General features: G+C 68.0%; 25 protein-coding genes. 13 read left to right on the top strand and 12 right to left on the bottom strand.

What is annotated here, in order from left to right:
- Positions 1-17: 17 nt before the first annotated feature.
- The 4 genes from BN3906_RS06295 to BN3906_RS06280 are packed head-to-tail and all read right to left on the bottom strand — an operon-like array spanning position 18 to position 2,137.
- The gene (locus BN3906_RS06295; RefSeq protein ID WP_066585501.1) at positions 18-359 is read right to left on the bottom strand and encodes an immunity protein CdiI family protein; all 342 of its coding nucleotides are present in this window, start codon (positions 357-359) and stop codon (positions 18-20) included.
- 49 nt (positions 360-408) lie between these two features.
- Positions 409-714 (bottom strand): hypothetical protein, encoded by a 306-nt coding sequence (locus BN3906_RS06290; protein ID WP_066585498.1) that lies wholly within the window; start codon positions 712-714, stop codon positions 409-411.
- An 18-nt stretch (positions 715-732) separates the two neighbouring features.
- A complete protein-coding gene (locus tag BN3906_RS06285) occupies positions 733-1,203 on the bottom strand; it encodes a MerR family transcriptional regulator (RefSeq protein ID WP_066585495.1) in 471 nt (156 codons plus the stop codon).
- Positions 1,204-1,207: 4 nt separating this feature from the next.
- Positions 1,208-2,137 carry an SDR family NAD(P)-dependent oxidoreductase gene (locus BN3906_RS06280; RefSeq protein WP_066585492.1) on the bottom strand — a complete coding sequence of 310 codons (930 nt, stop codon included), beginning with the start codon at positions 2,135-2,137 and terminating at the stop codon, positions 1,208-1,210.
- A 73-nt stretch (positions 2,138-2,210) separates the two neighbouring features.
- Between BN3906_RS06280 and BN3906_RS06275 the strand changes: the two genes are divergently transcribed.
- From BN3906_RS06275 to BN3906_RS06250, 6 genes are all read left to right on the top strand, one after another.
- Positions 2,211-2,693, top strand: a complete 483-nt coding sequence (locus BN3906_RS06275; protein WP_066585486.1) for an SRPBCC family protein — start codon at positions 2,211-2,213, stop codon at positions 2,691-2,693.
- 431 nt (positions 2,694-3,124) lie between these two features.
- Positions 3,125-4,804: an ABC-F family ATP-binding cassette domain-containing protein gene (locus BN3906_RS06270; RefSeq protein WP_066585484.1), complete on the top strand. Its 1,680-nt coding sequence runs from the start codon at positions 3,125-3,127 to the stop codon at positions 4,802-4,804.
- Positions 4,805-4,900: 96 nt separating this feature from the next.
- Positions 4,901-5,683 (top strand): class I SAM-dependent methyltransferase, encoded by a 783-nt coding sequence (locus BN3906_RS06265; protein WP_066585482.1) that lies wholly within the window; start codon positions 4,901-4,903, stop codon positions 5,681-5,683.
- Between the two features lie 152 nt (positions 5,684-5,835).
- Positions 5,836-6,270: a DoxX family protein gene (locus BN3906_RS06260; RefSeq protein ID WP_066585480.1), complete on the top strand. Its 435-nt coding sequence runs from the start codon at positions 5,836-5,838 to the stop codon at positions 6,268-6,270.
- Positions 6,271-6,535: 265 nt separating this feature from the next.
- The gene (gene exaC / locus BN3906_RS06255) at positions 6,536-8,056 is read left to right on the top strand and encodes an acetaldehyde dehydrogenase ExaC (RefSeq protein ID WP_066585479.1); all 1,521 of its coding nucleotides are present in this window, start codon (positions 6,536-6,538) and stop codon (positions 8,054-8,056) included.
- Between the two features lie 24 nt (positions 8,057-8,080).
- On the top strand, positions 8,081-8,638 hold the full coding sequence (locus tag BN3906_RS06250; RefSeq protein ID WP_066585474.1) for a type 1 glutamine amidotransferase domain-containing protein: 558 nt from the start codon (positions 8,081-8,083) through the stop codon (positions 8,636-8,638).
- 17 nt (positions 8,639-8,655) lie between these two features.
- Here BN3906_RS06250 and BN3906_RS06245 read toward each other — a convergent pair whose 3' ends face one another.
- A complete protein-coding gene (locus BN3906_RS06245; protein WP_066585471.1) occupies positions 8,656-9,750 on the bottom strand; it encodes an aldo/keto reductase in 1,095 nt (364 codons plus the stop codon).
- A gap of 106 nt (positions 9,751-9,856) precedes the next feature.
- On the opposite strand from BN3906_RS06245, the gene BN3906_RS06240 reads away from it, so the two are divergent.
- A complete protein-coding gene (locus BN3906_RS06240) occupies positions 9,857-11,269 on the top strand; it encodes a hemolysin family protein (RefSeq protein ID WP_066585464.1) in 1,413 nt (470 codons plus the stop codon).
- Positions 11,266-12,330, top strand: coding sequence for a CNNM domain-containing protein (locus tag BN3906_RS06235; RefSeq protein ID WP_066585461.1), 1,065 nt, complete (start codon positions 11,266-11,268; stop codon positions 12,328-12,330). Before BN3906_RS06240 ends, BN3906_RS06235 begins: the two co-directional genes overlap by 4 nt.
- 30 nt (positions 12,331-12,360) lie before the next feature.
- Here the strand turns inward: BN3906_RS06235 and BN3906_RS06230 are convergent, their stop codons facing one another.
- Positions 12,361-13,182, bottom strand: a complete 822-nt coding sequence (locus BN3906_RS06230) for a PaaI family thioesterase (RefSeq protein ID WP_066585458.1) — start codon at positions 13,180-13,182, stop codon at positions 12,361-12,363.
- A gap of 149 nt (positions 13,183-13,331) precedes the next feature.
- On the opposite strand from BN3906_RS06230, the gene BN3906_RS06225 reads away from it, so the two are divergent.
- The 3 genes from BN3906_RS06225 (at position 13,332) to BN3906_RS06215 (ending at position 16,522) form a co-directional block, all read left to right on the top strand.
- The gene (locus BN3906_RS06225) at positions 13,332-13,835 is read left to right on the top strand and encodes a Dps family protein (RefSeq protein WP_066585455.1); all 504 of its coding nucleotides are present in this window, start codon (positions 13,332-13,334) and stop codon (positions 13,833-13,835) included.
- 111 nt (positions 13,836-13,946) lie between these two features.
- Positions 13,947-15,401 carry a glycosyltransferase 87 family protein gene (locus BN3906_RS06220; RefSeq protein WP_078057174.1) on the top strand — a complete coding sequence of 485 codons (1,455 nt, stop codon included), beginning with the start codon at positions 13,947-13,949 and terminating at the stop codon, positions 15,399-15,401.
- The gene (locus BN3906_RS06215; RefSeq protein ID WP_261796866.1) at positions 15,398-16,522 is read left to right on the top strand and encodes a GmrSD restriction endonuclease domain-containing protein; all 1,125 of its coding nucleotides are present in this window, start codon (positions 15,398-15,400) and stop codon (positions 16,520-16,522) included. The genes BN3906_RS06220 and BN3906_RS06215 overlap by 4 nt, the downstream gene beginning before the upstream one ends.
- Positions 16,523-16,526: 4 nt before the next feature.
- Here BN3906_RS06215 and BN3906_RS06210 read toward each other — a convergent pair whose 3' ends face one another.
- Positions 16,527-17,309 carry a CPBP family intramembrane glutamic endopeptidase gene (locus BN3906_RS06210; RefSeq protein WP_078057173.1) on the bottom strand — a complete coding sequence of 261 codons (783 nt, stop codon included), beginning with the start codon at positions 17,307-17,309 and terminating at the stop codon, positions 16,527-16,529.
- Between the two features lie 323 nt (positions 17,310-17,632).
- Here BN3906_RS06210 and BN3906_RS06205 point away from each other — a divergent pair, with 323 nt between their 5' ends.
- A complete protein-coding gene (locus BN3906_RS06205; RefSeq protein WP_066586244.1) occupies positions 17,633-19,063 on the top strand; it encodes a dicarboxylate/amino acid:cation symporter in 1,431 nt (476 codons plus the stop codon).
- On the opposite strand, the gene BN3906_RS06200 is transcribed toward BN3906_RS06205, so the two are convergent.
- A complete protein-coding gene (locus tag BN3906_RS06200) occupies positions 19,044-20,609 on the bottom strand; it encodes a carboxylesterase/lipase family protein (RefSeq protein WP_066585449.1) in 1,566 nt (521 codons plus the stop codon). The two genes, BN3906_RS06205 and BN3906_RS06200, sit on opposite strands and share 20 nt — an antisense overlap.
- Positions 20,610-20,813: 204 nt before the next feature.
- On the opposite strand from BN3906_RS06200, the gene BN3906_RS06195 reads away from it, so the two are divergent.
- On the top strand, positions 20,814-21,653 hold the full coding sequence (locus BN3906_RS06195; protein WP_066585446.1) for an MTB12 C-terminal domain-containing protein: 840 nt from the start codon (positions 20,814-20,816) through the stop codon (positions 21,651-21,653).
- Here BN3906_RS06195 and BN3906_RS06190 read toward each other — a convergent pair.
- From BN3906_RS06190 to BN3906_RS06175, 4 genes are all read right to left on the bottom strand, one after another.
- Positions 21,634-22,872, bottom strand: a complete 1,239-nt coding sequence (locus BN3906_RS06190) for an FAD-dependent oxidoreductase (RefSeq protein ID WP_066585443.1) — start codon at positions 22,870-22,872, stop codon at positions 21,634-21,636. The genes BN3906_RS06195 and BN3906_RS06190 overlap by 20 nt on opposite strands.
- Before the next feature lie 12 nt (positions 22,873-22,884).
- Positions 22,885-23,061, bottom strand: coding sequence for a rubredoxin (locus BN3906_RS06185; protein ID WP_066586241.1), 177 nt, complete (start codon positions 23,059-23,061; stop codon positions 22,885-22,887).
- Positions 23,062-23,162: 101 nt separating this feature from the next.
- On the bottom strand, positions 23,163-23,330 hold the full coding sequence (locus BN3906_RS06180) for a rubredoxin (protein ID WP_066585434.1): 168 nt from the start codon (positions 23,328-23,330) through the stop codon (positions 23,163-23,165).
- A 56-nt stretch (positions 23,331-23,386) separates the two neighbouring features.
- Positions 23,387-23,821, bottom strand: a complete 435-nt coding sequence (locus BN3906_RS06175; RefSeq protein ID WP_187119896.1) for a hypothetical protein — start codon at positions 23,819-23,821, stop codon at positions 23,387-23,389.

The following is a 23,821-nucleotide window of genomic DNA, read 5'->3' as shown; positions in this document are numbered from 1 at the left end:
GGCCATGCCCCGCCAGATCACCCGTCTGCGGCCTCGGGATCATCGGCGTAACCGGTCTCCCAGTAGTGGAGCACCACCGTGTCATCAGGGAGAGCTGCAGCGACCTCTGCGTGGAGGCGTCGTCCCTCCTCCTGGTGGCCCCGGTCCATCTGTCGGGACGGCCACTGGAAGTTCCGTTCATAGTTCTCCGCGAACTGCCTGGTCCAGGCCCTGACCCGGTCCGCGAGTTCCTCGGGCAGGTGGGGGAGGGGGTTCTCCATCTCCTCAGGCAGATAGGGCAGGTCAGTATCCGGATTACTGCCCGCCGGGTTCCAGAACGGCCAGTTGACGGAGTACTCGTTCATCATCTTGACGTACATGGTGCGTCCTCCCGGTGTCTCCTCGCTCTCCTCGGACTCCTCGGACAGTTCAGATGACGCAGGTGCCGTCGCGGGTCGGGAGGATCAGACACAGGGCGAGCGCCCCGGCGGCCGCACTGCCGAAGACCGCCTGGTCGACGGGCAGCCGGAAGAACGCCTGCACACTGCCGGCGACGTAGCCGCCGTACTCGACGGAGTCCGCGACCGCCCCGCTGACCTGGGACTGCACCCCGGAACTGTACGGGAGTTCGGCGGCCACGGCGGTTCCGGCCGTGGTCAGCGCCAGCGCGCCGGCGAGACTGACAGTCAGTGCCGCCGAGGTGAGCGGTCGGCGGGTACGCGGTGAGGTGCACATGGCCCCACGGTAGCCAGCTCACCCCTCCGGTGTGTACACCCGGATCTTGTACTCGGTGGTCTCCAGCGCCAGTGTAAGTTCCCTCAGCTGCCGCCGGATCCGGTCTCGCTGCGCCACCATGATCGCGCGACGTTCCGGGAACGTGGCCTCTCCCTGCTCAACCAGGGCTACGTAGCGCTTCAGTTCCGCCATCCCCATCCCGGAGAGGCGCATCCGGGTGAGGAACACGAGTCGACGCAGGTCAGCGGGATGGTAGAGACGGTATCCGGTGGAGTCCCGCGACGGGCCGACCAGACCCTGGTCCTCGTAATAGCGCAGAGTGTGGGTGCTCAGCCCGACCAGTGCGGCGGCCTCCGAGATGCCCAGCGGCGGATCGGAAGGATCGACGGTGGCGTCATCGAGCAGGTCACGGAGGATGTCGACGGTGTCCTCCCCCGGCGCATCGGCGGTGCGGGCCAGGAGCTGTTCCACGAGGTCACGGGTGGTCATGGCGTCAGTCTACGGCTGTGGTCGCGTCGTTGACGCTGCGCTGGAAGGCACGTACCGGGGCGGTCGTCCCCGGGAAGTCGGCGGACGCCGACAGTTCTGCCAGGCGTTCCACGTCCGTGAGAGCTGTCCGGTACGCGCGGGTGAGATTGCCGACCGCCTCCGCTCCGAGGGGGAGGCGCAGAGGCGCGTCCTCCATGTCGAGGACGCGGCGGATGGCCAGCGCGGCACGGGCGGGATCACCTTCCTGGAGGCCGTCGGCGTCCGCCATGTCGGCACGGATCGCGCCTGGGACCTGCTCATAGTTCGGGTTCACGGACGCCGTCTTCAGGACGCCGGGAGCGTTGAACCCGGTACGGAACCTGCTGGGTTCCACGATGAGTACCTGGATGCCGAAAGGCCTGACCTCCCCGGCGAGAGCCTCGGACCATCCCTCGAGGGCGAACTTTCCGGCGGAGTAGCTGCCGACAGCCGGAAAGGACAGGCGTCCGCCCTGGCTGCTCATCTGCACGATGGTGCCGGAATGAGCCGCGCGCATGTGAGGCAGGACGGCGCGGACGAGGGCTGCGGGGCCGAAGAGGTGCTGGTCGAGCATGTCGCGGAGGTCCGCGTCCCCGATCTCTTCGGCGGTGCCGACCTGGCCACCGCCGGCGTTGTTGACGAGGACGTCGATGCGTCCGGTCAGGTCGAAAGCCTGTCGGATGATCTCCGGGGCGCGGTCGGTGTCCCGGACGTCGTGGGCGAGGGCGGTGAACCTGTCTCCGTACCGGTGCACCAGATCGTTGAACCGTTCGGGACGCCGGGCAGTCCCGATGACGAATTCTCCGGCGTCCAGTGCGGCGACGGTGAGGGCGCGTCCGATGCCGGAACTGGCGCCGGTGATGAGCCAGGTTCTGGGGTGATGTGCGGTGCGGGCAGTGGTGCTGTGTTCGGTCATGGAGCTGACCGTAGAGATTCGAGCGCGCTCGAAGGCAAGTACTGTGGCGTCCCGCCCGACTACCCTCGACTCCATGGCTTACGAACTCAGTGACTCCATCACTGTCGCTGCATCCCCCGCCGAGGTTTTCGCGCTGGTCAGAGACGTCACCCGCACCGGCGAGTGGAGCCCCCAGTGCTACCGGGCGGAGTGGAACGGCGCTGCGGCGACCGATCCCGCGGCTCGGACCGTCGGTGCCACGTTCACCGGCCACAACCGCACCCCGGAGCGCGAGTGGTCGACGGTGTCCGAGGTCGTGACCTGGGAACCCGGCCGTGAATTCTCCTGGAAGGTCACCTCGTCCGGCACCGTGTGGGGCTACCGGCTGGAGCCGGTGAACCGTCGGGACGACGCCACCGTCATCACCGAGTTCACCCGCTTCACCGACGAGGGTGAGGCGTTCTTCGCGCAGAAGTACGGGGAGGATGCCGCCGCCCAGGAGGCTGACCGGAAGGACGCCGCGACCTACGGCATCACCGAGACGCTCTACGCCATCCGGCGGATCATCGAAGGATGAGCGGAGTGGGCGGGGGCTGACGACCGGGGTCGAGAGATTCTTCGATCTGCGGGGAACGACGACCCTCCGCAGAGTGCTGGACATGATGCCGACCCCGCCCCTCGGCGGAGCGTGAACCGGATTCTCCTGGACGCGACCATGCTGACATTGACGGAGCCGAACTCGCCCGGGAACTCCGGGCCGGACCAGTGACGTTCGTACCCTTCAACGAAGTGATGGCGGCGGTGGACCCGGGGACGGACCCGTCGTGACCCCGCCGTTGCGTGACGCGCTCATCCGCTGCTAGCGTGGGGCGTCATGCGGAAGTAACCCCCTGAACCGTCCCGCGCCTGAGGCGCCACCGGCAGACGCACCGTCGAGCATCACGCTCCGGGCCACCGGTCGGCACAGCCCGGCGGGGCACACCTTTTCTCCGTTCAGGAAGTTCCGCCATGTTGCCCCAGTCCTCCACGCACACCTCCACCCCGGACGCTGTCCTGCGTATTGACGGCCTGTCCGTCCAGATTGCCGGCGCCCGCATCCTCACCGACATTTCCTTCACCGTCCCTGCAGGACAGCGGACCGGCCTGATCGGGGAGAACGGCTCGGGCAAGTCCACGCTGCTGCACGCCGTCCACGGTTCCCTGCCGCCGGGTGCGAACACCGCCGGGCACGTCGACACCGGCACCGGGAGTCGCCGGGCACGCGTCGGACTGCTCCACCAGCAGGCGCCCTTCGCTCCGACCGACACCATCGGGCAGGCCCTGGAGTCCGCCGTCGCCGCGGAAAGGCAGGCACTCGCTGCACTCGACAAGGCCTCCGACCCCTATGACGCGGACGCCTACGCAGCAGCCCTTGACCTGGCTGAACAGCTCGACGTGTGGGAGACGGACGCCCGGATCTCCGCCACCCTCGCCGGACTCGGCCTGGCACACGTCCCCGGCGACCGGCCGACCGGGGAGCTCTCCGGCGGCCAGCGGGCGCGACTGTCGCTGGCCTGGCTGCTGCTCAACAGGCCGGACATCCTCCTGCTCGACGAGCCGACGAACCACCTGGATGACGCCGCGACGGCCTACCTGGTCAGCGTCCTCGCCGCGTGGAAGGGGCCGGTGCTCTTCGCCAGTCACGACCGTGCCTTCCTCGACGCCACGGCGTCCTCCCTGGTCGACCTTGACCCCGCTCCGACGCAGGTCGGCGCCGAGGGGGGAGTGACCCGTTACACCGGTAACTACTCCGACTACCTCGCCGCCCGTCGGGACGTGCGGGTGCGGTGGGAGAGGCGGTACCGTGACGAGCAGGCCGAGCTGAAACGCATGCGTGCCGGGGTCCGTGACAGTCACCGGGTCGGGCATGCGGGTGCCGCACCGCGGACCGAGTCGAGGATCGCGAAGAAGTTCTACGGTGACCGCAACGCGAAGGTCGTCTCACGGCGGGTCAGTGACTCCCGCTCTCGCCTGGAGAAACTCGAGGAGGAGCAGGTTCGCAGACCGCCCGCGCCACTGACTTTCGCCGGGCTCACCGCGGCGGCGGACAGTGTCCGCGGACCGCGGAGCGCGTCCGGGGACCCGGTGGTGGTGGCGTCCGGGATCACCGTGGCAGGGCGTCTCGCCGAGACGTCCCTGACCCTCAACGGCACTGAGAAGCTGCTGGTCACAGGTCCGAACGGGTCAGGGAAGTCCACGCTGCTCTCCGTGCTCGCCGGGGTGCTGGTGCCGGACTCCGGCTCGCTCACCGTCACGGGGGTCCGCACCGGGTACCTCACCCAGGAGGTCACCCTGCCGGACCCGCACGACCGCGGGGCGGGACGCACCGTCGAACGCACCTACCGGGATCTCGTCGGCGAGGAGCTGGCGGACGCCGTACCCCTGTCGACCTTCGGTCTGGTCCGTCAGCGGGACGTCGACCGGCCCCTGGCGCAGCTGAGCACGGGCCAGCAGCGCAGGGTCGCGCTCGCAGTGCTGCTCGCCGACCCGCCCGAGGTTCTCCTCCTCGACGAGCCGGACAATCATCTTTCGCTGTCGCTGGTCACGGCACTGGAGGAGGCGATCCCGGGGTATCCGGGGGCTGTCGTCGTAGCCTCGCACGACCGGTGGCTGAGGCGACGGTGGACGGGTACGCGCCTGGAACTGTGAGACGGGGGAGGTCCTGCACTGCAGGGGTACGGCGGGATTCTGTTCAGTGTCAGGTGTTCGCTGTCCACTCTGTGGGACCGCCGGTACGCTGGGGACATGACTGACTCACCTGCCACCGGTACCGGTCCCGTTGACGTACCCAGCAACTGGTCCACCGGAGGTGCCGAGTACGCCACCTACCGTCCCAGTTACCCGAGGCAGGTGTCGTCGTTCCTGGCGGATCTCGCGCCGTCCACCGCTCTCGCCGTCGACGTCGGTTGCGGTACCGGGCAGTTGTCCACACAGCTCGCGGACTATTTCGACAGGGTGCTGGCGTTTGATCCTAGTGAGTCGCAGATCGCCGCGGCCACACCGTGCCCGAATGTCACCTACGCGGTCGCCCCGGCCGAGAGACTTCCTGTCCGGGACGCCACGGTGGACCTTGTCACCGCTGCACAGTCGGCGCACTGGTTCAATCTTCCGCAGTTCTATTCCGAGGCCCGGCGCATTGCCGCGCCGGGTGGTGTGATCGCGCTGGTCACCTACGGTGTGCTGCGGATTTCGGATGCTGACCTGCAGGAGCTCTTCGGCCGGTTCTACTACGACGGGATCGGCCGGTTCTGGGATCCGGGACGCCATTTCGTCGACGAAGGCTACCGCACCCTTGACTTCCCTTTCGAGGAACTGGAGGCCCCTGAACTGAGTATCGACCGTGACCTGGATCCTGAGGCTTTCCTCGGTTACATCGGTACGTGGTCGGCGGTCCGCCGGGCGGAGGAGGCGGGGCGGGCGGACCTGTTCCGTGACTTCTGTGCCGATGTGGTGAGGATCTGGGGGGACAACGGGCGTCCACGGCAGGTCTCCTGGCCGGTGACCGTCCGGGTCGGCCGGTTGAACTGACCCGGAGCGTCCGGTGGAACTGACCCCGCGTCCGGTGGGAGTGATCCGGCTGTGCCGGACGGGGACGCCGTGAGCCGCACCACCGCTTGTTGACATGTCAACTAGATCCGCTATGGTGGAGGTGTCCGTTACTTACTTCCAGAAAGGGCGTCATGCTCTCCACCGGAGCCTCCCGTACGACTTCAGACATTGTCATTCTCATCGCACGCGTCGCACTCGGCGTCATCCTCATCGCCCACGGCTGGCAGAAGTTCTTCACGAACACCATCGACGGCACCTCCGCCTTCTTTGAGTCGATGGGTATCCCCGCGGCCACCGCGGCGGCGATCTTCGCCGCCACCGTCGAGCTCGTCGGCGGGGCCCTTCTCATTCTCGGGCTGGCCACTCCGGTGGTCGGGGTCCTGGTTGTCCTCGACATGCTCGGCGCATGGTGGTTCGTCCATGCCGACGCGGGCACCATCTTCGTCGACGGCGGCGGCTATGAGCTGGTCCTGGCGCTGGCTGCGGGCACGGCCCTCGTCGCCGCCGTCGGTGGCGGGAGGTTCAGTCTGGACCATCTCATTCTCGCCCGCCGGCGCGCGGCCTGATTTCCGGGGGCGTCCGACTCCGGACTGTCCGGAGCTGCCACCCCTGGTAACCACCCCCGTTCTGTCGTGGACGGGGGTTGTTTCTGTTCTGTCACTTAACTGTTAAGTGCCGGGTACCTGCGCGGACACCTCGAAGAGTGTGATGCCAGTTAGATTATGAACATATAGTGGTCGCCATCACACTTTACTGCGGTTAGGTTGGTCGGCAGCAATCCGACCAGCACTCGAGGGTCCGGTCCGGACCCGAACGGAGGACCACCACCACATGACCGTCTACGCAGCCCCCGGCACAGAAGGTTCCCTCGTCTCCTACCGCGACACCTACGACAACTACATCGGAGGCCGGTGGGTGCCTCCGGTGGACGGCGAATACCTCGACAACATCAGCCCCGTCGACGGCAGGGTTTTCACCCGTGTCGCCCGCGGAAAAGCCGCGGACATCGACCTCGCCCTCGACGCCGCCCACGCCGCCGCGGACGCGTGGGGAAGGACCAGTGTCCAGGAACGCTCCAACATCCTGCTGAAGATCGCCGACCGGATCGAAGAGAACCTCGAGGCCGTCGCCGTCGCAGAGACCTGGGACAACGGCAAACCCGTCCGGGAGACCCTCGCCGCCGACATTCCCCTGGCGGTCGACCACTTCCGCTACTACGCGGGGGCCCTGCGTGCCCAGGAGGGGCACCTCTCCCAGATCGACGAGAACACCGTCGCCTACCACTTCCACGAGCCGCTCGGCGTTGTCGGCCAGATCATCCCCTGGAACTTCCCCGTCCTCATGGCCGCGTGGAAGATCTGCCCCGCCCTCGCCGCCGGGGACACCATCGTGCTGAAGCCGGCCGAACAGACACCGGCGTCCATCCTCTACGTCATCGACCTCATCGGCGACCTGCTCCCCGCCGGGGTCCTCAACATCGTCAACGGACTGGGGGAGGAGGCCGGTGTCGCACTGTCGGGTTCGGACAGGATCGCGAAGATCGCCTTCACCGGCTCCACAGAGGTCGGCAAGCTCATCAACAAGGCGGCCGCGGACAAACTCATCCCCGTCACCCTTGAACTCGGCGGCAAGTCCCCCAACGTCTTCTTCTCCGACATCATGGACGCCGACGACGACTTCCGCGACAAGGCCGTCGAAGGCTTCACCATGTTCGCCCTCAACCAGGGCGAAGTCTGCACCTGCCCGTCCCGTGCCCTGATCCAGGAGGACATCGCCGACGAGTTCCTCTCCCTTGTCGTGGAACGTGTCAAGGCCATCAGAGCGGGAAACCCCCTGGACACCGAGACAATGATCGGCGCCCAGGCGTCCCAGGAACAGATGGACAAGATCTCCGGGTACCTCACGTCCGGTCCGGCCGAAGGTGCCGAGGTGCTCGCCGGCGGCCACGTCCGCACCGTGGAGGGTCTCGAGGGCGGCTACTACATTGAACCGACCATCCTCAAGGGCGAGAACTCCATGCGGTGCTTCCGGGAGGAGATCTTCGGTCCGGTCGTGGCGGTCACCACTTTCAGGGACTTTGACGAGGCCATGACCATCGCCAACGACACCGAGTACGGTCTCGGCTCCGGAGTCTGGTCACGCAACGCCAACACCGCCTACCGTGCCGGCCGCGCCATCCAGGCCGGACGGGTGTGGGTGAACAACTACCACTCCTACCCCGCCCACGCGGCCTTCGGAGGCTACAAGAAGTCCGGTATCGGCAGGGAGACCCACCTGATGATGCTCGACCACTACCAGCAGACGAAGAACCTGCTGTGGTCGTACAAGGAGACCGCGGACGGTTTCTTCTGATGACCCGGAGTAGCCTGTGGTGGCATGAGTGATCTCAGCAGGAAGACGATCGCTGTCCTGGCCACCACCGGCTTCGAGGACGCGGAGGTCAGCCAGGTCAAGCATGCTGTCGAACAGGCCGGTGGCAGGGTCGTGTTCGTCGCTCCCCGGGACGGTCTCATCACCGGCCGGCGGGGGACGTCCTACGCCCCCGACATGGTCACCGCTGACGTGGACGCGGCGTCCTTCTCAGCGCTTGTCCTGCCCGGAGGTGTCAGCAACGCCGACCAGCTCCGTCTCGACGCGGATGCGGTGAACCTGGTCCGCGGGATGATGCGGGCAGGCAAGCCGGTCGCCGCGATCTGTCACGGTGCATGGATCCTCACCGACGCCGACGTGGTCCGTGGGCGCACCCTCACCTCCTCGCCGACGCTGCGCACCGACCTGGTGAACGCCGGCGCGACCTGGGTCGACGAGGAGGTCCACATCGACGACGGGACCGGGGTGACCGACGGCGCCACCACAGGGCCGCTGGTCACCTCACGCACCAGGACGGACGTGGACGCGTTCAACGCCGCCGTGGTGGAGGTCTTCGGACGCTGACCCCCCGGGCCGGCCTGTCAGTCAGTCGACTCCGTGGCCTTCGCCCACTGGTTGACACCCCGGTCCACCGCGTAACGGTCGATCTCCGCGAGCTCGGCGTCGGTGAAGGTGAGATTGTCCAGGGCACCGAGGGAATCGTCGAGCTGATCCACCGAGGACGCCCCGATCAGCGCACTGGTGACCTCCGGGCGCCGCAGCACCCATGCGATCGCCATCTGTGCCAGCGACTGGCCCCGTCCCGCTGCGATGTCGTTGAGCGCGCGGACGGCCAGGAGGGTGTCGTCGGTGAGGAAACCGGCGTCCATACGGTTCCTGCCCAGGCGGGAGTCCTCCGGGATCTCGTCGAGGTAGCGGTCGGTGAGCAGCCCCTGGGCCAGTGCGGAGAACGCGATGACGCCCATGCCCTCCCCGGCGCAGGTCTCCAGGAGCCCGTCCTCGACCCACCGGTTGAACATGGAGTAGCTCGGCTGGTGGATCAGCAGCGGTGTGCCCAGGTCGCGGGCCACCTCCTGGGCGCGACGTGTCAGGGTGGGGGAGTATGAACTGACACCGACATACAGTGCCCGGCCCGACCGGACGAGGTGGTCGAGGGCGGCCACGGTCTCCTCCACCGGGGTTTCAGGGTCGGGCCGGTGGTGGTAGAAGATGTCGAAGTAGTCCAGCCCGGTCCTGCGCAGTGAGGCGTCACAGCTGGCCACCAGGTACTTCCGGGAGCCGCCGAAACCGTAGGGGCCGTCCTGCATGTACCAGCCGGCCTTCGAACTGACCAGAATCTCGTCACGGTAGGGCCGGAAATCTGAGGCCATGATCCTGCCGAAGTTCTCCTCCGCCGCACCCGGGACCGGTCCGTAGTTGTTCGCCAGGTCGAAGTGCGTCACGCCACGGTCGAATGCCCGGCGCAGGATCTGCCGCTGGTTCTCCAGGGGCCGGTCGGAACCGAAGTTGTGCCACAGACCGAGGGTGATCGCGGGGAGCCTGAGCCCGGAGGTGCCGCTGCGGCGGTAGGGCATGGCGGGAGAGCTGTCGGTCCCGGTGTAACGGGTGCCGGAGGCACGGTAGACGTCAGGGTAGGTGGGGCCGGTGGGAGGTGTGGGGGAGGCGTCGTCACTCATGGTGACCGAGGCTACCTTGCACATGGTCCCGGTGATTTGTGTAAACTTCGTTCACTGCCATCTACCGAAGGAGTTGATCGTCCACCATGGACGATGGTGAACATCGATGAGCGCCACCGTTGCAGCGGCGGTGACGCTCACCGCCGGAATTACTGCTGTTCTCGTGCTCATAGCACTGAACGCCTGGTTCGTCGCCCAGGAGTTCGCGTACATGTCCGTCGACCGTGCCAGATTGGCCGCGGCAGCCGACCGGGGGGACCGGAAAGCCGCCCGCGCACTCGGCGTTACCCGTCGGACAAGCTTCATGCTCTCCGGGGCCCAGCTCGGCATCACCGTCACCGGACTTCTCGTCGGTGAACTGGCGGAACCCCTCATCGGGGACGCCGTCAGTGAACTGACGGGCAGCCCTGCCGCGACCGTCGCCGTGATCGTCCTGCTCGTGGCGACCGTCGTACAGATGGTCGGCGCCGAACTCTTCCCCAAGAACCTCGCCATCGCCTCGCCGGAACCCCTGGCAAAGGCGTTGGCGACCTCCACCTCCGTCTACATGAAGGTCTTCGGTCCGCTGATCGCCTTCTTCGACCGTTCGTCGACCGCGCTGCTGCGTGCCGTCGGCGTGACCCCGGTCGAGGACGTCGACGCGACCGCGACCCCGCGTGACCTGGAGAGAATAGTCAGCGACGCCAGGGAGTCCGGCGACCTCCCCGGGGAAGTGTCGGGACTGGTCGAGCGCATCCTCGACTTCCCGGAACGCACCGTCGGCCACGCCATGGTCCCGAGGTCACGCACCGGTGAACTCACCGCGGACACGACCGTGCGTGACGCCCGCGGACGCATGTCCGTCGAGCACACCCGCTACCCTGTGGTGTCCGGCAACGGTGAAACCGAGGTCATCCACGGCGTCCTCCACCTCGAGGACGTCCTGGACCCTGACCTGGACCCTGACACCCCGGTCCTGGGACTGGTCCGTGAGGCCGTGATCCTCCCCGAGGCGATGCGGCTGCCGGACGCACTCTCCGCCCTGACCTCGGACAGTGACCGGCTGGCCTGTGTCATCGACGAATACGGGGGCATGTCCGGTGTGCTCACGGTCGAGGACCTCGCCGAAGAAGTCGTCGGTGAGCTCACCGACGAGCACGATGTGGCGGTCCTCACCCGGGATGACCCGGATTCCGGCGCCTCGGAGACCACCGGCGAGGTCCTTCCCGGTGAGGAGCACCTTGACGAGGTGGCGCGTGGCCTGGGCGTCCTGCTGCCGGAGTCCGGTGCCGAGACTCTCGCCGGCCTGGTGATCGAGTATGCGGGAACGCTTCCCCAGGTCGGGGAGGTCGTCCGGGTGGAACTGCCGGAGGATCCCCGCGAAGTCCTGGAGGACGCCCCGACCCGGGCCCTCGTCCTCAGGGTCCTCGCCGTTGAACGGCACGTGCCCTCGCTGGTGCGGGTGACCGTCACCGTCGACGGCTCAGGTACGGCAGAAGAGACACCCCGGCCGGTGCCGGAGAAAGGAGATGACCGGTGAACACCGTGACAGTGGTTGTCGTCACCCTGGCGCTCCTGGTGGCCAGCGCCTTCTTCGTCATGATCGAGTTCGCCCTTCTGGGGGCCCGCCGACGCAGGCTCGAGGAGCAGGCGGCCACCAGTGTCACCGCACGGGCGGCACTGCGGGGCATGGACGAGCTGACCGTGATGCTCGCCGCCGCCCAGCTGGGCATCACCCTGGTCACCTTCGCTCTCGGTGCGGTGACCAAACCGGCGGTGTCCTCCTGGATCCTGCCCCTGATCGAGGCGGTGGGGCTGCCGGACTCGGCCGCCTACGTGGTCTCCTTCCTCCTCGCGCTGTTCCTGGTCACCTTTCTCCACCTGGTGGTGGGGGAGATGGCCCCGAAGTCGTGGGCGATCGCCTTCCCGGACCGGGCGGCACGTCTCGTCGCTGTTCCGGCCCGTGCCCTGGCCTGGATCCTGCGGCCCCTGCTGCTGTGGATGAACCGGCTGGCCAACAGGCTGGTCCGTTGGGCGGGTGTCGAACCGGTCGACCGGGCGGCGGCGAGCGGGCATGACGCCGAGTCCCTGCGGCAGCTGGTGGAGCATTCGGCCCGCGCCGGTTCCCTCGACTCCGGGGACCGGGACCGCGTGCTGGGCGCGCTGGACCTCACCCGACGTGCTCTCGGCGAACTCCCGGGCGACGACGTCCCTTCGCTTCCCTCCGGGGCGACCGTCGGCCAGGTTCAGGACGCCGCACGCGCCAGCGGGCAGATGCGCATCCTCGTCGGTACCTCCGGCACTGCGGCGGAAACTGACGGTGCAGGCACCGTGAACTGCCGGGGTCGTTTCGTCCATGTCCGTGACACCCTCACCCTCCCGCGTGGCACCGGTGTCGACGAGGTCGACGGTCTCGTCCGGCCTCTGCTGGTGCTCCCGGCGGACATGCCGGTGCACGAGACCCTGCGCAGGATGCGCGACGAGGGCGAGCAGATCGTGGGCGTCCCAGGGAGCGGGGACACAGGGAGCGGGGGCACCGGCATGCGGACGGTCACCCTGCCGGAGATCCTCGCCGTGGTCCTACCCGGCTCGCGCCCCTGACACCGGGGCCCGTATCCCGGTGAGGCCGGCTCAGCCCAGCAGCCGGTCAGGGATGCACAGTTCCCGCAGCTGCCCGCGGGTCAGTGCCCCGCGTGACAGGATCTCCCCGCACACGTGACGGGCCTGGTCCTCGGGGGAGGGGATCCGGCGGGCGGCGGAGAGGACCGAGGTCAGCAGGCCGTGCTCACCGGTGCCCGCCGGGCCCCAGGCACGCCATGCTGCGGCGGTGACCAGGTGTTCGAGGGTCATGCCCTCGGGTTCCCTGGCCTTCATCGTGGGGTCGACCCCACGTGGTGCCCCCGGCGTCCTCGCGGCCTCCCTGCCCTTGCGTGGACGGACGTGGAGATCCTGCTGGCCCACCCCGGCCACCGTCCCGTCCGGGTTGGTGATCACGCTGGTGAAGGCGACATTGGAGAAACCGTCGGCGGCGATGTCGTCGAGGATTCTCCGGCACAGTTCGTCGGAGACCTCGGCGGTCATCCGGGCACCGTTGCGTCCCGGGGAAAGGAACTGGAACTGTCCGGTGCGGGTCCACGCCTCGTAGTCCCTTCCCAGGCGCTTCATCACGAGGGTGCCGAACAGGAAGTCCGTCATGGAGAACAGGGTTCCCCCGAACGCCGCCCCGTGCATGTTCTGCGTCAGCGGGCTGAGATGCAGCACGACCTCGCCATAGGACCAGTCGTCTGCGATATTGCGGACCTTCACCCCGTCACCGGCCAACGGCGGCCACAGGGCCAGCCCCCGTTCGAAGGAGCGGGGAGAGGAGAAGACCCTCGTGGCGACGGTCCTCTCGAACCTCTTCAGGGGACGGCGGAGGGCACGGGGCACTGTGAACGGCGCAGATCGGGACATAGTTCTGCTCACGTTACCTTCCCGGTGCCACATCCGGGGGTGAAAAGCCGACCGTGCGGCCACGTCCCGCGATACCCTCGGAAGTGGGTCCGTCGACACAGACGGACAAGGCAGTCCACCACATGCCCGCTGAAGGAGCGATACACACCATGAGTAACTTCACCGCCCCCGGTCTTTCCGAGGGGAATGCCAAGCAGGTCATCGACATCCTGCAGGAACGTCTCACCGCGTACAACGACCTTCATCTGATCCTCAAGCACGCCCACTGGAATGTCGTGGGGCCGACCTTCATCGGTGTCCACGAGATGATCGACCCGGAGGTTGACGCTATCCGCGCGAACGCCGACGAAGTCGCCGAGCGTATCGCCGCCCTGGGAGGGGAGCCGATCGGCACCCCGGACTCCCACGCGCCGGGCAGGGAGCCCCTGCAGTACCCGGTGAACAAGGGCACGGTCACCCAGCACCTCCTGGCCCTCAACGAGGTCTACGACAAGGTCATCACCGATTCCCGTGAGGCGGATTCCGCTCTCGCCGAACTCGATCCGGTGACCGAGGACATGTTCATCGGCCAGATCCGTGCCATGGAGCAGTTCCAGTGGTTCATCCGCGCACACCTGGAGAACGGCGAGGGCAACCTTCCGGACGGAGAGTAGTCCCGGACCGGTTCCACCGCGGCTGGGGCACGGCTGGGGCACACGCGGGGCACGGCCGGGGCACGGAGCAGCGGGGGTGGCCCCTGCTCCGCGGGGTAAACTCGTCCGGCGATGAAGACCTCGACTCCCGCAACCTCCCCTGCACCGGATCCGGACAGGGGACCGAACCAGGCCCCTGACAACGCTGACAACCGTGTCAACACTGTCCCGGGGCTAACCCCCCGCAGGCGCGCCGCCGTGCAGGTCTTCGGGGCAGTGTTCATGATCCTGGGGCTGGTGTGTCTCATCTGGCAGACCAGGGGAGTGCTCGCGCACACGCGGGACGCCTACCTCCTGGACGTCGGCGTCTTCGCGGACGCCGGCCGGGCGATACTGGACCATGCTCCGCTCTACGGTGAGGGATTCCCGTCCCGGTCCGGCTTCGCCTTCATCTATCCGCCGGTGGCCGCTGTCCTGTTCGTCCCCCTGACCTGGATGGATGAACAGGTCATGGAGATGGTGTGGACCTGGGCGTCCCTCATCGCAGCCTGGCTGGTGCTCACCATGGCGGTTCACCGTCTCACCACCGTCCTGCTGCCGGGTCAGGATGTCACGGCCGTGCGCTGCCGCAGGGCCGCGCCGGTGGCGGGCCTGGCGGCACTGGGTTTCGCCCTGCTCTTCGAACCCCTGCAGGTCCATCTCATGTACGGGCAGATCAACGTCTTCCTCGTGCTGCTGGTGACCGTGGACCTGCTGGGGTACACCCCGCGACAGCTGCGGGGTGCCGGTGTCGGTGTGGCGGCGGGGATCAAGATCACGCCTGCCGCCTACGCACTGGTGTTCCTCGTGACGAAACGGTGGGGTGACCTGGCCCGTTCCTTCGCGGCCTTCCTTGTCACCGTGGTCGCCGGATGGGTTTTCCGGTCGTCGGACTCGCTGTTCTTCTGGACCGAGGAGTTCTTCAACAGTGAGCGTGGCGGCGGGCCGGGCTACCCGCCGAACCAGGCGCTCACCGGTCTGCTGACCCGTGCAGGTATGGATCCGGACACCGCGCAGACCGTCATGGTTCCCGGGCTGCTGCTCATCGCCGCGGTCGCCGGCTGGGCCGTGTACCGGTTGTCCGCGGCGGGGCGTCCGGTCAGCGTGCTGCTGGTCCTGGTCCTGGCGGTGAGCGTCTCCTCTCCCATCGCGGTGACCCATCACTGGACCGGGGTGATCGTGGCCGTGACCCTGCTCGCGTTCCAGGCGACCGTCCTGGTGGCGGGCCGCAGGGAGCTGTGGGACTGGCCCACCGCTGTCGGCACACTACTTCTCGTCGCAGCGAACCTCTCCTTCGGCAGACTCGACGACGTCGACTACCAGAGCACCCCGAACCACCACTACCAGGTCTTCTCCGAGAGTGGCCCGTGGTCGTTGTCGGACTTCGGGGTGGTGGAGTACCTCTACGGCAACATGCAGGGCCTGGCGGGCATCGTCTGCCTGGCACTGCTGTGCGTCTCGGCGTGGAGGGCCCGTCCCGTGCCCGCACGCCCGGCGACGTCGAAAGTGACCGACCGGGCGGGCGTACAGGTGGAGAGCGCAAGGTGAACAGCTCTACGACGGGAGTGACCCCGGCTGCGTCCGGCATACCCGGTGGTTCTCGGCGTCCTCTGCGGAAGGTGGCGGTGGCAGGTGCCCTTCTGGCCGCCGTTGTGACGGCGTCGGCGTGTTCGGCGGGCGGGGACGCTTCGTCGGCGTCGACCTCCGTTCCCGGGGACGTGGCGGTCTCCCCCACAGTGAGATTCCCGGCGCCGGCCCCCGCCTCCGTAACGTCCCCTGACCCGGCGACTGATCCGGCGACCGGCACGGCAGCTGACGGGGCCGCACCGCCGGCCGGTGCGGGAGATTCCGGGGATGTCGCCGCTGCGCTCGCCACCCTGGACACTCTGCCGGTCAAGGGCCGCGCGCCGAAGACCGGGTACAGCCGTGAACAGTTCGGCCAGGAGTGGGCTGATGTCGACCGCAACGGCTGCGACACCCGCAACGACATCCTCGCCCGTGACCTCACCGGTGTCACGCTCAAGGAGGGGAGCTGCCGGGTACTGTCCGGGACGTTGGATGACCCGTACACCGGCCGGGCGATCGGCTTCGTCCGTGGACAGGACACGAGCAGTGCCGTGCAGATCGACCACGTCGTCGCTCTTTCGGACGCGTGGCAGAAAGGGGCGCAGCAGCTCACCCCGGAACGCCGTGAACAGTTCGCGAATGATCCCGCGAATCTGCTTGCCGTGGACGGTCCCGCTAACCAGCAGAAGAGTGACGGGGACGCCGCGACCTGGTTACCTGCGAACAAGGCATTCCGCTGTACCTATGTGTCGAAGCAGATCGGGGTGAAGGCGACCTACGCGCTGTGGGTCACCCCGGCGGAGAAGGACGCCATGGTGCGGGTCCTCTCGGCATGCGGTGGCACCGGGACAGGCACGGTCGGCGGCACGACCACCGGCACCGGTGATGTCACGGGAACGGGTGGCGCACCGGTCGGCGACGTCGCGGAAGTTCCTCCGGCACCGGCAGCTCCTTCCCCGGAAAGTGTTCCGGTAGATCCTGCCGGGGTGTACTACGCGAACTGTGCGGCGGCCCGGGCTGCGGGAGCCGCCCCGCTGCACCGGGGTGAGCCGGGCTACCGTTCCGGCATGGACGGTGACGACGACGGTACGGCCTGCGAGTAGAAGCTCACAGGAAGTGCCAGGCAGCGGCGGCGGCCAGTGCCCCGACGGCGTTGAGTGCCCAGTGCAGTCCGATGGGGGCGAGGACGCTGCCGGTCCGGTGACGCAGCCAGGTCAGGCCGGCACCGGCCCCGGCGGTGGCTGCGACGGCGAGTCCCACACCCGCCCACTGGGCGGCGGAACCGGACCCGAGAAGCGCGGTCAGTCCGACGTTCGTCGCGGTGAGGCTCAGTGAGCTGGCGACGTGCCACAGCCCGAACAGCAGTGAACCTCCGATGAACACTGCTTTTGTCCCGCCCAGGCGGGCCAGTGTCCCGTGGAGGACACCGCGGAAGGCCAGTTCCTCCGGGAGGACGGTCTGCAGGGGGATGATCACGAGTGCCGCGATGAGGGCGGTACGCAGTGACGCATAGGACTCGTTGAAGAAGAAGCCGCGGGTCGCGGGCAGCGCGACTGCGGCGGCGACGACCACGAGGACCAGGGCGGCCGCACCGAGCCCGTAGTAGAGACCCCTGCGCCGGGTGCCCCGTCCGAGACCGAGGTCGGCGAGCGTCATACCGCGGGCTTTCGCCATGACGACGAGGCAGGCGACCCCGACGGGGACGGTGGCCATCGCCGAGCTCAGCGAGGTGAAGTGGGCGGTGAGGTTGATGGCGACGAGACCGGTGACGACGGCGGTGACGTCGACGGCGTCCCGCACCCGGATCTTCGGCAGGCCGGGGAGAGTCCGGTGTGCTGTGGCGGCGGCTGCCGGTGAAGTGGCAGGTGAGGTGCGCGGTAAGAGAGTCATTGCCTGTTCACGCTAGTGCCGTCCGCATGTCGGTGGCGAGTTGTGGGGGGTTCACCTGCGGTTCTGGCATGGAGCCGGGACGAATCTTCCAGGCAACTCACAGAAACCCGGCGGAGACGGTACCGTGCGGCGGCGGGGAGGCGTAGAGTGGCGGTCCGAAATAGACAGATCTGTTCACAACCGGAACGGGTCTGAGCCCGACTGAACGTCAGGAGAACACCTTGCCTCTCACCGAGTCATCTCTTACCGGGTCATCCCTTACCGGGTCATCCCCCGGTACTCCGAAGGAAACCCGTACATCCCCGGCAGGCCGGGACCGGAACCTGCCCTCGTGGCTCACCGGATTCGGCCCCCAGATCATCCTCGGCCTGCTCGTCGGGCTGGCGCTCGGGTTCGTCGCCCGGGCCCAGGGCGCCGGTGGTGACGGCGCCGACCCCTGGCTCGCCACCTTCCTGGACCGGACCGGGTCGATCTACGTCGACCTCCTCAAGACCATGGTCCCGCCCCTGATCATCACCGCGGTGATCACCTCCGTGGCCAACCTGCGCAAGGTCGCCAACGCGGCCCGGCTGGCGGCGAGCACCCTCGCATGGTTCGTCATCACGGCTTTCTTCTCCGTCCTGGCCGGGATCCTGGTCGGACTCGTCATGAAGCCGGGCTCGGGCACCTCCGTTGACGCCGCCACCGCAGCAGAGCCCTCCCACACCGGATCCTGGATGGGCTTCATCGACTCGGTGGTACCCGGGAACTTCCTGGGTCTCGGGGCCTCGGCGTCCTCCGACGGGGAGATTTCGGTGAGCTTCAACGTGCTCCAGCTGCTCATCATCTCCCTGGCCCTCGGCGTCGCCGCGGTGAAGGCGGGGAAGTCCGCCGAACCGTTCCTGCATGTCACCGAGTCACTGCTCACCGTGGTGCAGAAGGTGCTGTGGTGGATCATCCGTCTCGCCCCGGTCGGAACCGGTGCCCTGATCGGCCACGCGGTCGCTGACTACGGCTGGGACGCCCTGGGTTCCCTCGGCAGGTTCGTGCTGGCGATCTATGTCGGACTGGCGATCGTCCTGCTGGTCATCTACCCGGCGGTGCTGAAGTTCAACGGTCTGCCTGTGGTCGGCTTCTATCGTCGGGTCTGGCCGGTGACCTCCCTGGGGTTCGTCACCAGGTCGTCGATGGGTGTCATGCCGGTGACCCAGCGCGTGGCAGAGGAGGCGATGGGCGTGCCGCGGGCCTACGCGTCCTTCGCTGTCCCGCTGGGCGCGACGACGAAGATGGACGGCTGCGCCTCGGTCTACCCGGCGGTCGCGGCCCTGTTCGTCGCCCAGTTCTACGGACTCGACCTCAGTTTCACCGACTACCTTCTTATCATCTTCGTCTCGGTGATCGGCTCGGCGGCCACCGCCGGAACGACGGGCGCGACGGTCATGCTCACCCTGACCCTGTCGACCCTGGGCCTGCCGCTGGCGGGTGTGGGGCTGCTCCTGGCGATCGAACCGATCATCGACATGGGGCGCACCGCCGTGAACGTGACCGGCCAGGCACTGGTCGCCACGGTGGTGGCCAGGCGCGCGGGTATCTGGGACAGGGATGTGTGGGACGCCGCGGGCGACCACGGTCTCGACCTTGACGCCGACGCCGACACCGACGCTGACGCCGACGCCGACACCGACAGGGCTTCAGAGGTGGGGGACGCCGGGCGTGCCACCACCCCGGACCGCGGAACCGGTGACGGTGTGTCTGCTACCGCGGGAACCCGGTGAGGTTCACCGGGGCCCAGGCCTCTCTCAGCTGAGGGTCCGGGTCGGTGACCGTGCGCTCGCCGGCGTCGAAGAGCTGCGTGGCGAGACCGACGGGGTAGCGCTCCCACCCGGGGTCGGCGTCGTGGATGAACCTCTTCCACCGGTCCTGCATCACCGCGGTCGTGGCGGCCATGCGCTGCCTGCCGCCGAGCGCCAGCGCGCCGGGTCCCCGGCCTGAGTCGTAGCGGCCGAACAGTACCGGCAGGTCCAGAGCGTGTGTCGCCCCGATTCCGGCGAGATCGTAGGCGGGGGTGGACAGGTCCAGCCGGTACATCCACGTCCTCCCGGTGGGGTGCTGGGAGGCCATTCTGACGGCCGGTGCGGTGAACAGGGCGTCGCCGAGGAAACGTCCGGCGTCGGCGCGCCGACGTCCGTCACCGTAGAGTTCCGCGAGCACACGGGGGGCCCGGTCGGGGTCGATGCTCTCGGCGAAGTCCCGGGCCTCCGTGGCGAACGCCCGGGCTGACGGGTAGGCCCAGCGCATCAGAACGTACTCGTCGAGATTCGTGCCGATGAGCAGGGGAATGTCGAGCTGGGCGCCCGGAGTCAGCGGGTGGGCGGGGAGAAGGTCGTCGATGACGGGGGCGAATCCCCCGGCGATGCCGCACCGGCCCCAGGCCGCGTCATTGGTGCGTTCCGTCAGCCAGGCCAGACCCTCGGGGGAGGCTGTGAGCAGGTCTTTCCCGGTTCCTTCGGGGCGGGGCTTCTTTCCGTCGTCGTCGGAGCGCAGGATCTCCAGTGCCATGTCCGCGGCACGCCGGGCACCGTCGGGGGTGTGCACCATCGCAGCGGCGGGTGACTGGGCGATGAACCCGTGCACGAGGTTCTTCATCCGCGGTACCGCCGACAGGGCGGTGACCATCGCTCCGCCGCTGGATTCACCCATGACGGTGATGCGGTGCGGGTCGCCGCCGAACGCCTCCGCGTTGTCGTGGACCCACTCCACCGCGGTGATGATGTCGGACAGTCCGGTGTTCGAGTCGAAGCGGCCGGGGTCGAGGTCGTCGGCGAAACCGAGGGCAAGTTGTCCGAAGATCCCGACCCGGTAGTTCACTGCCACGTACACGGCGTCGGTGGCGGCGGCGAAGTGCTCCCCGGACAGCAGAGGTTCGGCGGCGGAACCGTGGATGTTCGATCCTCCGTGGAGATAGACCACGACCGGTCTGTTCGCGCCGGTGTCGATCACCGGCGACCTGCCGTCGGGTCGGGGGACCACCACATTGAGCCACAGGCAGTTCTCCGAACCTGTCCATCCGACGGTGCGGTTGCGCCACTGGGCGCAGTAGTCGCCGGGACGGTCGGCGAGGAGGACACCTCGCCACGGGTCCCGGGGCCGGGCCCGCCGGAAGCGGAGTTCACCCACGGGAGGCCGGGCATAGGGGACACCACGGAAGGCGACGGCGCCGGTGATCTGGTGGCCTCTGACGGCCCCCGTGGTCGTTTCGACTGTCCAGGGGTCGTGGGCGGAGACACCGGTGGAGATGCGGTTGGGTAGCTCGTCACACATCAGCTCAGCATATCGCTCGTGGTCCTGCGGTTCCCACGGATCAAAGATGACCTGAACCTGTATGACATTTGGACAGCCTATACTACTATGTGCATCGACAAGCTTGTTCCCCGGTCTCACCTGGAATTATCCGTCTGTCCGGAGGCATGCGAACCGATAACCAGGACCATACGGCGACAGCGGCCGTACAACAGGGAGAGTCACATGGCCGACTACACGGACCCCGGCACGTCACAGAAGGAAGACCCGCAGGAGGACAGGACCGGACGCAGCGAGAAATCCACCCGGTGGGCGACCGTCGCACTGTCCGTGGGACTGTCGTCACTGGCGTCCGCGGTGGTCATCGGGGTCGGCGCTGCCGTCATGTTCGCCAACGCGGACAACGGTCAGGTGACCGTGATCTCCGGGGACGCGGCGAATGCCGCGGGAGTCACCTCGAAGAAGGGCGCGAACTCCACCACCGCGAAGCGGACCACTTCGGCAGCGGCTACCACGAGCCGCGCAGCGGGTGCGGCGGGCTCCGCCGGTGGAACTGGAGCGTCCTCCGGTTCCACCGGTGGTGAACCGGCCCGGATCAACGGTGGAGGGGTGCCTGCACCTGTCGACGACACCGGTTCCGGTGACGGAAGTGCGGACACCGCAGATGCCGCCGGTGCCGAGGCCGGGGTCTTCGATGACGGGGCGTCGGACATCCCGCCCCAGCCGTCCAACGCGGAGCTGAAGAGCCAGCTTGACTCGATCCTCGCCGCGGACGCCTCGGACGACTACATCGCGTCCAACCTGGAGGATCCGGCCGGTGTCCAGACCATCAGGGACGCCGGAACCCAGATGCGCAACTACCCGATCTTCCGATACGAGATGGTCGACCCGGTCGTCGTGAACGGGGACCAGATGACGGCCACGATCCAGATGAGCATGATCGGGCTGGGATCCAAGCCGCCGGCCGATCTCTACTACGTGGCCCGTGACGGGCGGTGGGTGCTCACCAACGAGTCCGTCTGCCTCATCGCGCAGCAGGCCCGGGTCAGCTGCTCAGTGGGCTGACGGTCCCCAGCGACGCTTTCGCTGCCCGGACCTCCGCACTGCGCCCCACCGTGGTCACCCCGACGACGGTGTCACCGTCGCGGGTGAGCACGATGAGTTCCTCCGGCGTGTCGAGGACGACCTCTTCGGTGAGCTCTCCGGATGCTCGTCCCGTGGCCCCTCCCGCTGGTGCGGCGGTGAGTCCGGTCGTTCCCACGGTGTTGAGCATGTGGCCGAACTGCCTCGTCCAGCCTTTCCTGGGGGAGTCGGTGAAGGCGGTACCCGCACGGCCGCCGTTGAGTTGTGCGGCGACGATCCCGGCGAGAAGCCGCGCGGACCCGTCGTCCTCCGGGCGGATGACTCTCCCGTCCGCGGTGTGGATCTCCGCGCAGTCGCCCGCGGCATAGATCCCGGGTACGGCGGTCCGCCCGAACTCGTCGACGCAGATGCCGCCGCCGAGGCCTTCCCCCACGGCGATCCCGGCGTCCTCGGCGAGCATGGTGTCCCGCACGGCGCCGACGGAGACGATGACGAGGGCGGGGTCGAGGCGGGTCACTTCCCCGGCAAGCTCATCCGGGGGGAGGCCGCAGGTCACGGTGACGCCGTGGTCGCGGTGCCTGTCACGCAGCCACCGCGCGGCGGTGGGAGGCAGAATCCTGGTGCACACTTCGTCGGCGATCTCGAGGACATGCACCTGAGCTGCGCTGAGGGAGGACGCCGCGGCCGCTGCCTCGAGTCCGAGGACCCCACCACCGATGACGACCACGGTGTCTCCGTCTCCCAGTCCGGTGAGCCTGTCGCGCAGCGCGCGGGAGTGCTCCGGGGTCCGGATGTGGTGGATGTCGCGCCCGTGCAGGTGGGCGTTGGAGGGGTCACCGGGGTCGAGGAGCCGCGGGCCGGCGCCGGTGGCGAAGACCAGCTCATCGAAGTGGTGGGTGGTGTTTCCCGCGGTGAGGGTCCCGGTGGCGGGGTCGACCGAGGTGACTGTGGTGGAGGGGTGGAACGTGATGCCGGGGGTGTCGAAGATCCCGCCGGCCAGGGCGATGTCCGCGGGAGTTTTCCCGGACAGCAGTATCCCCTTGTTGACCTCGGGCCGTCGGTACGGCAGGTGGGGTTCGGAGCTGAAGACGTCCACGGTCAGGGCGTCCTCCCCGGAAGGCCGGTTGCTGTGCGCGGTGACCAGCGCGGAGACGAGGGTGTGGGCGGCGACGCCGCCTCCGACGATCGCGACGCGTGTCATGCGGTACCCCGTTCAGCCGATCTGGACCATGTCGAAGTCGGCTTTCGCGGCCCCGCAGTCCGGGCACTCCCAGTCGTCGGGGATGTCCTCCCAGCGGGTGCCGGGCGGGAAGCCCTCTTCAGGGTCTCCCTTGGATTCGTCGTAGATGTAGCCGCACTGGGCGCATTCCCAGATCTTGTAGTCGGTCATGGTGGAGGTGCTCACGGCAGTTGTCCCTTTCTCGGCGGTGTGGGTGGTGTGATCGGGCGAGTGGTGTGGTGGCGGGTGGTGTGGCGGGCGGTGTGTCGGTGTCAGGACTCGCGGTCGAAGTCGACCTTGTCGCGGACGCCGCAGTCCGGGCAGAACCAGTCGTCGGGGACATCTCTGTCCCAGTCGAATCCGGGGCTGAAGCCCTCTGAGGCGTCCCCTGTCGCTGTGTCGATCCGGTAGTCACATCCGGGACATACGTACACGGCCATGGTCTCTTCTCCTCGTGTCGTCGGCAGGATGGTCGGGGTGGAAGTGGTGGTCGGGGTCAGGCGGTGGGGGCCGGTCCGGCCGCGCCGCCGGCACCGGCGGTCGGATCCACAGGTCTGCGGTTCTTCGGCCGTGGAATGACATGGGTCGAAGTTTCACCTGGGCCGCGGTAGAGACCCACGACCCCGGGGAGGAGGAAGAACAGGGAGATCAGCAGGAACCAGGGGTGGATCTCCGCGAGCAGGGCAGAACCGGGGAACCCGGAGTGTCCGGTGACCCCGGTGGCCCCGAGGACACCGAGGACGCCGAGGACGATGACTGCCGCCCCGGCGACCGTCAGTGCCGCGCACAGTGTGTAGTGCAGGGTGGGGTCGGTCTTCTTCTGCGGGGGTGCTGCGGTGACCGGGATGTCGCCGCCTCCCCGGGCACGCAGGGCATCCAGGTCGGTTTCCTGTGCCGCCGGGCGGGTGGTGGACGGGGTACGGGGAGACAT

Source organism: Corynebacterium provencense, from assembly GCA_900049755.1.
In the GTDB taxonomy this organism is placed as follows: Bacteria; Actinomycetota; Actinomycetes; order Mycobacteriales; family Mycobacteriaceae; genus Corynebacterium; species Corynebacterium neomassiliense.
Note: the sequence above shows the minus strand (reverse complement) of the source record. Positions and strands in the feature narration are given on the sequence as shown.

Coding starts and splice junctions, on each gene's coding strand:
- BN3906_RS06270 (WP_066585484.1), top strand. CDS start 3,125: ATGTTGCCCCAGTCCTCCACGCACACCTCCACCCCGGACGCTGTCCTG.
- BN3906_RS06190 (WP_066585443.1), bottom strand. CDS start 22,872: ATGACACGCGTCGCGATCGTCGGAGGCGGCGTCGCCGCCCACACCCTC.
- BN3906_RS06280 (WP_066585492.1), bottom strand. CDS start 2,137: ATGACCGAACACAGCACCACTGCCCGCACCGCACATCACCCCAGAACC.
- BN3906_RS06195 (WP_066585446.1), top strand. CDS start 20,814: ATGGCCGACTACACGGACCCCGGCACGTCACAGAAGGAAGACCCGCAG.
- BN3906_RS06275 (WP_066585486.1), top strand. CDS start 2,211: ATGGCTTACGAACTCAGTGACTCCATCACTGTCGCTGCATCCCCCGCC.
- BN3906_RS06290 (WP_066585498.1), bottom strand. CDS start 714: ATGTGCACCTCACCGCGTACCCGCCGACCGCTCACCTCGGCGGCACTG.
- BN3906_RS06175 (WP_187119896.1), bottom strand. CDS start 23,821: ATGTCTCCCCGTACCCCGTCCACCACCCGCCCGGCGGCACAGGAAACC.
- BN3906_RS06230 (WP_066585458.1), bottom strand. CDS start 13,182: ATGTCCCGATCTGCGCCGTTCACAGTGCCCCGTGCCCTCCGCCGTCCC.
- BN3906_RS06265 (WP_066585482.1), top strand. CDS start 4,901: ATGACTGACTCACCTGCCACCGGTACCGGTCCCGTTGACGTACCCAGC.
- BN3906_RS06210 (WP_078057173.1), bottom strand. CDS start 17,309: ATGACTCTCTTACCGCGCACCTCACCTGCCACTTCACCGGCAGCCGCC.
- BN3906_RS06200 (WP_066585449.1), bottom strand. CDS start 20,609: ATGTGTGACGAGCTACCCAACCGCATCTCCACCGGTGTCTCCGCCCAC.
- BN3906_RS06240 (WP_066585464.1), top strand. CDS start 9,857: ATGAGCGCCACCGTTGCAGCGGCGGTGACGCTCACCGCCGGAATTACT.
- BN3906_RS06225 (WP_066585455.1), top strand. CDS start 13,332: ATGAGTAACTTCACCGCCCCCGGTCTTTCCGAGGGGAATGCCAAGCAG.
- BN3906_RS06245 (WP_066585471.1), bottom strand. CDS start 9,750: ATGAGTGACGACGCCTCCCCCACACCTCCCACCGGCCCCACCTACCCT.
- exaC (WP_066585479.1), top strand. CDS start 6,536: ATGACCGTCTACGCAGCCCCCGGCACAGAAGGTTCCCTCGTCTCCTAC.
- BN3906_RS06250 (WP_066585474.1), top strand. CDS start 8,081: ATGAGTGATCTCAGCAGGAAGACGATCGCTGTCCTGGCCACCACCGGC.
- BN3906_RS06295 (WP_066585501.1), bottom strand. CDS start 359: ATGTACGTCAAGATGATGAACGAGTACTCCGTCAACTGGCCGTTCTGG.
- BN3906_RS06220 (WP_078057174.1), top strand. CDS start 13,947: ATGAAGACCTCGACTCCCGCAACCTCCCCTGCACCGGATCCGGACAGG.
- BN3906_RS06180 (WP_066585434.1), bottom strand. CDS start 23,330: ATGGCCGTGTACGTATGTCCCGGATGTGACTACCGGATCGACACAGCG.
- BN3906_RS06185 (WP_066586241.1), bottom strand. CDS start 23,061: ATGACCGACTACAAGATCTGGGAATGCGCCCAGTGCGGCTACATCTAC.
- BN3906_RS06260 (WP_066585480.1), top strand. CDS start 5,836: ATGCTCTCCACCGGAGCCTCCCGTACGACTTCAGACATTGTCATTCTC.
- BN3906_RS06285 (WP_066585495.1), bottom strand. CDS start 1,203: ATGACCACCCGTGACCTCGTGGAACAGCTCCTGGCCCGCACCGCCGAT.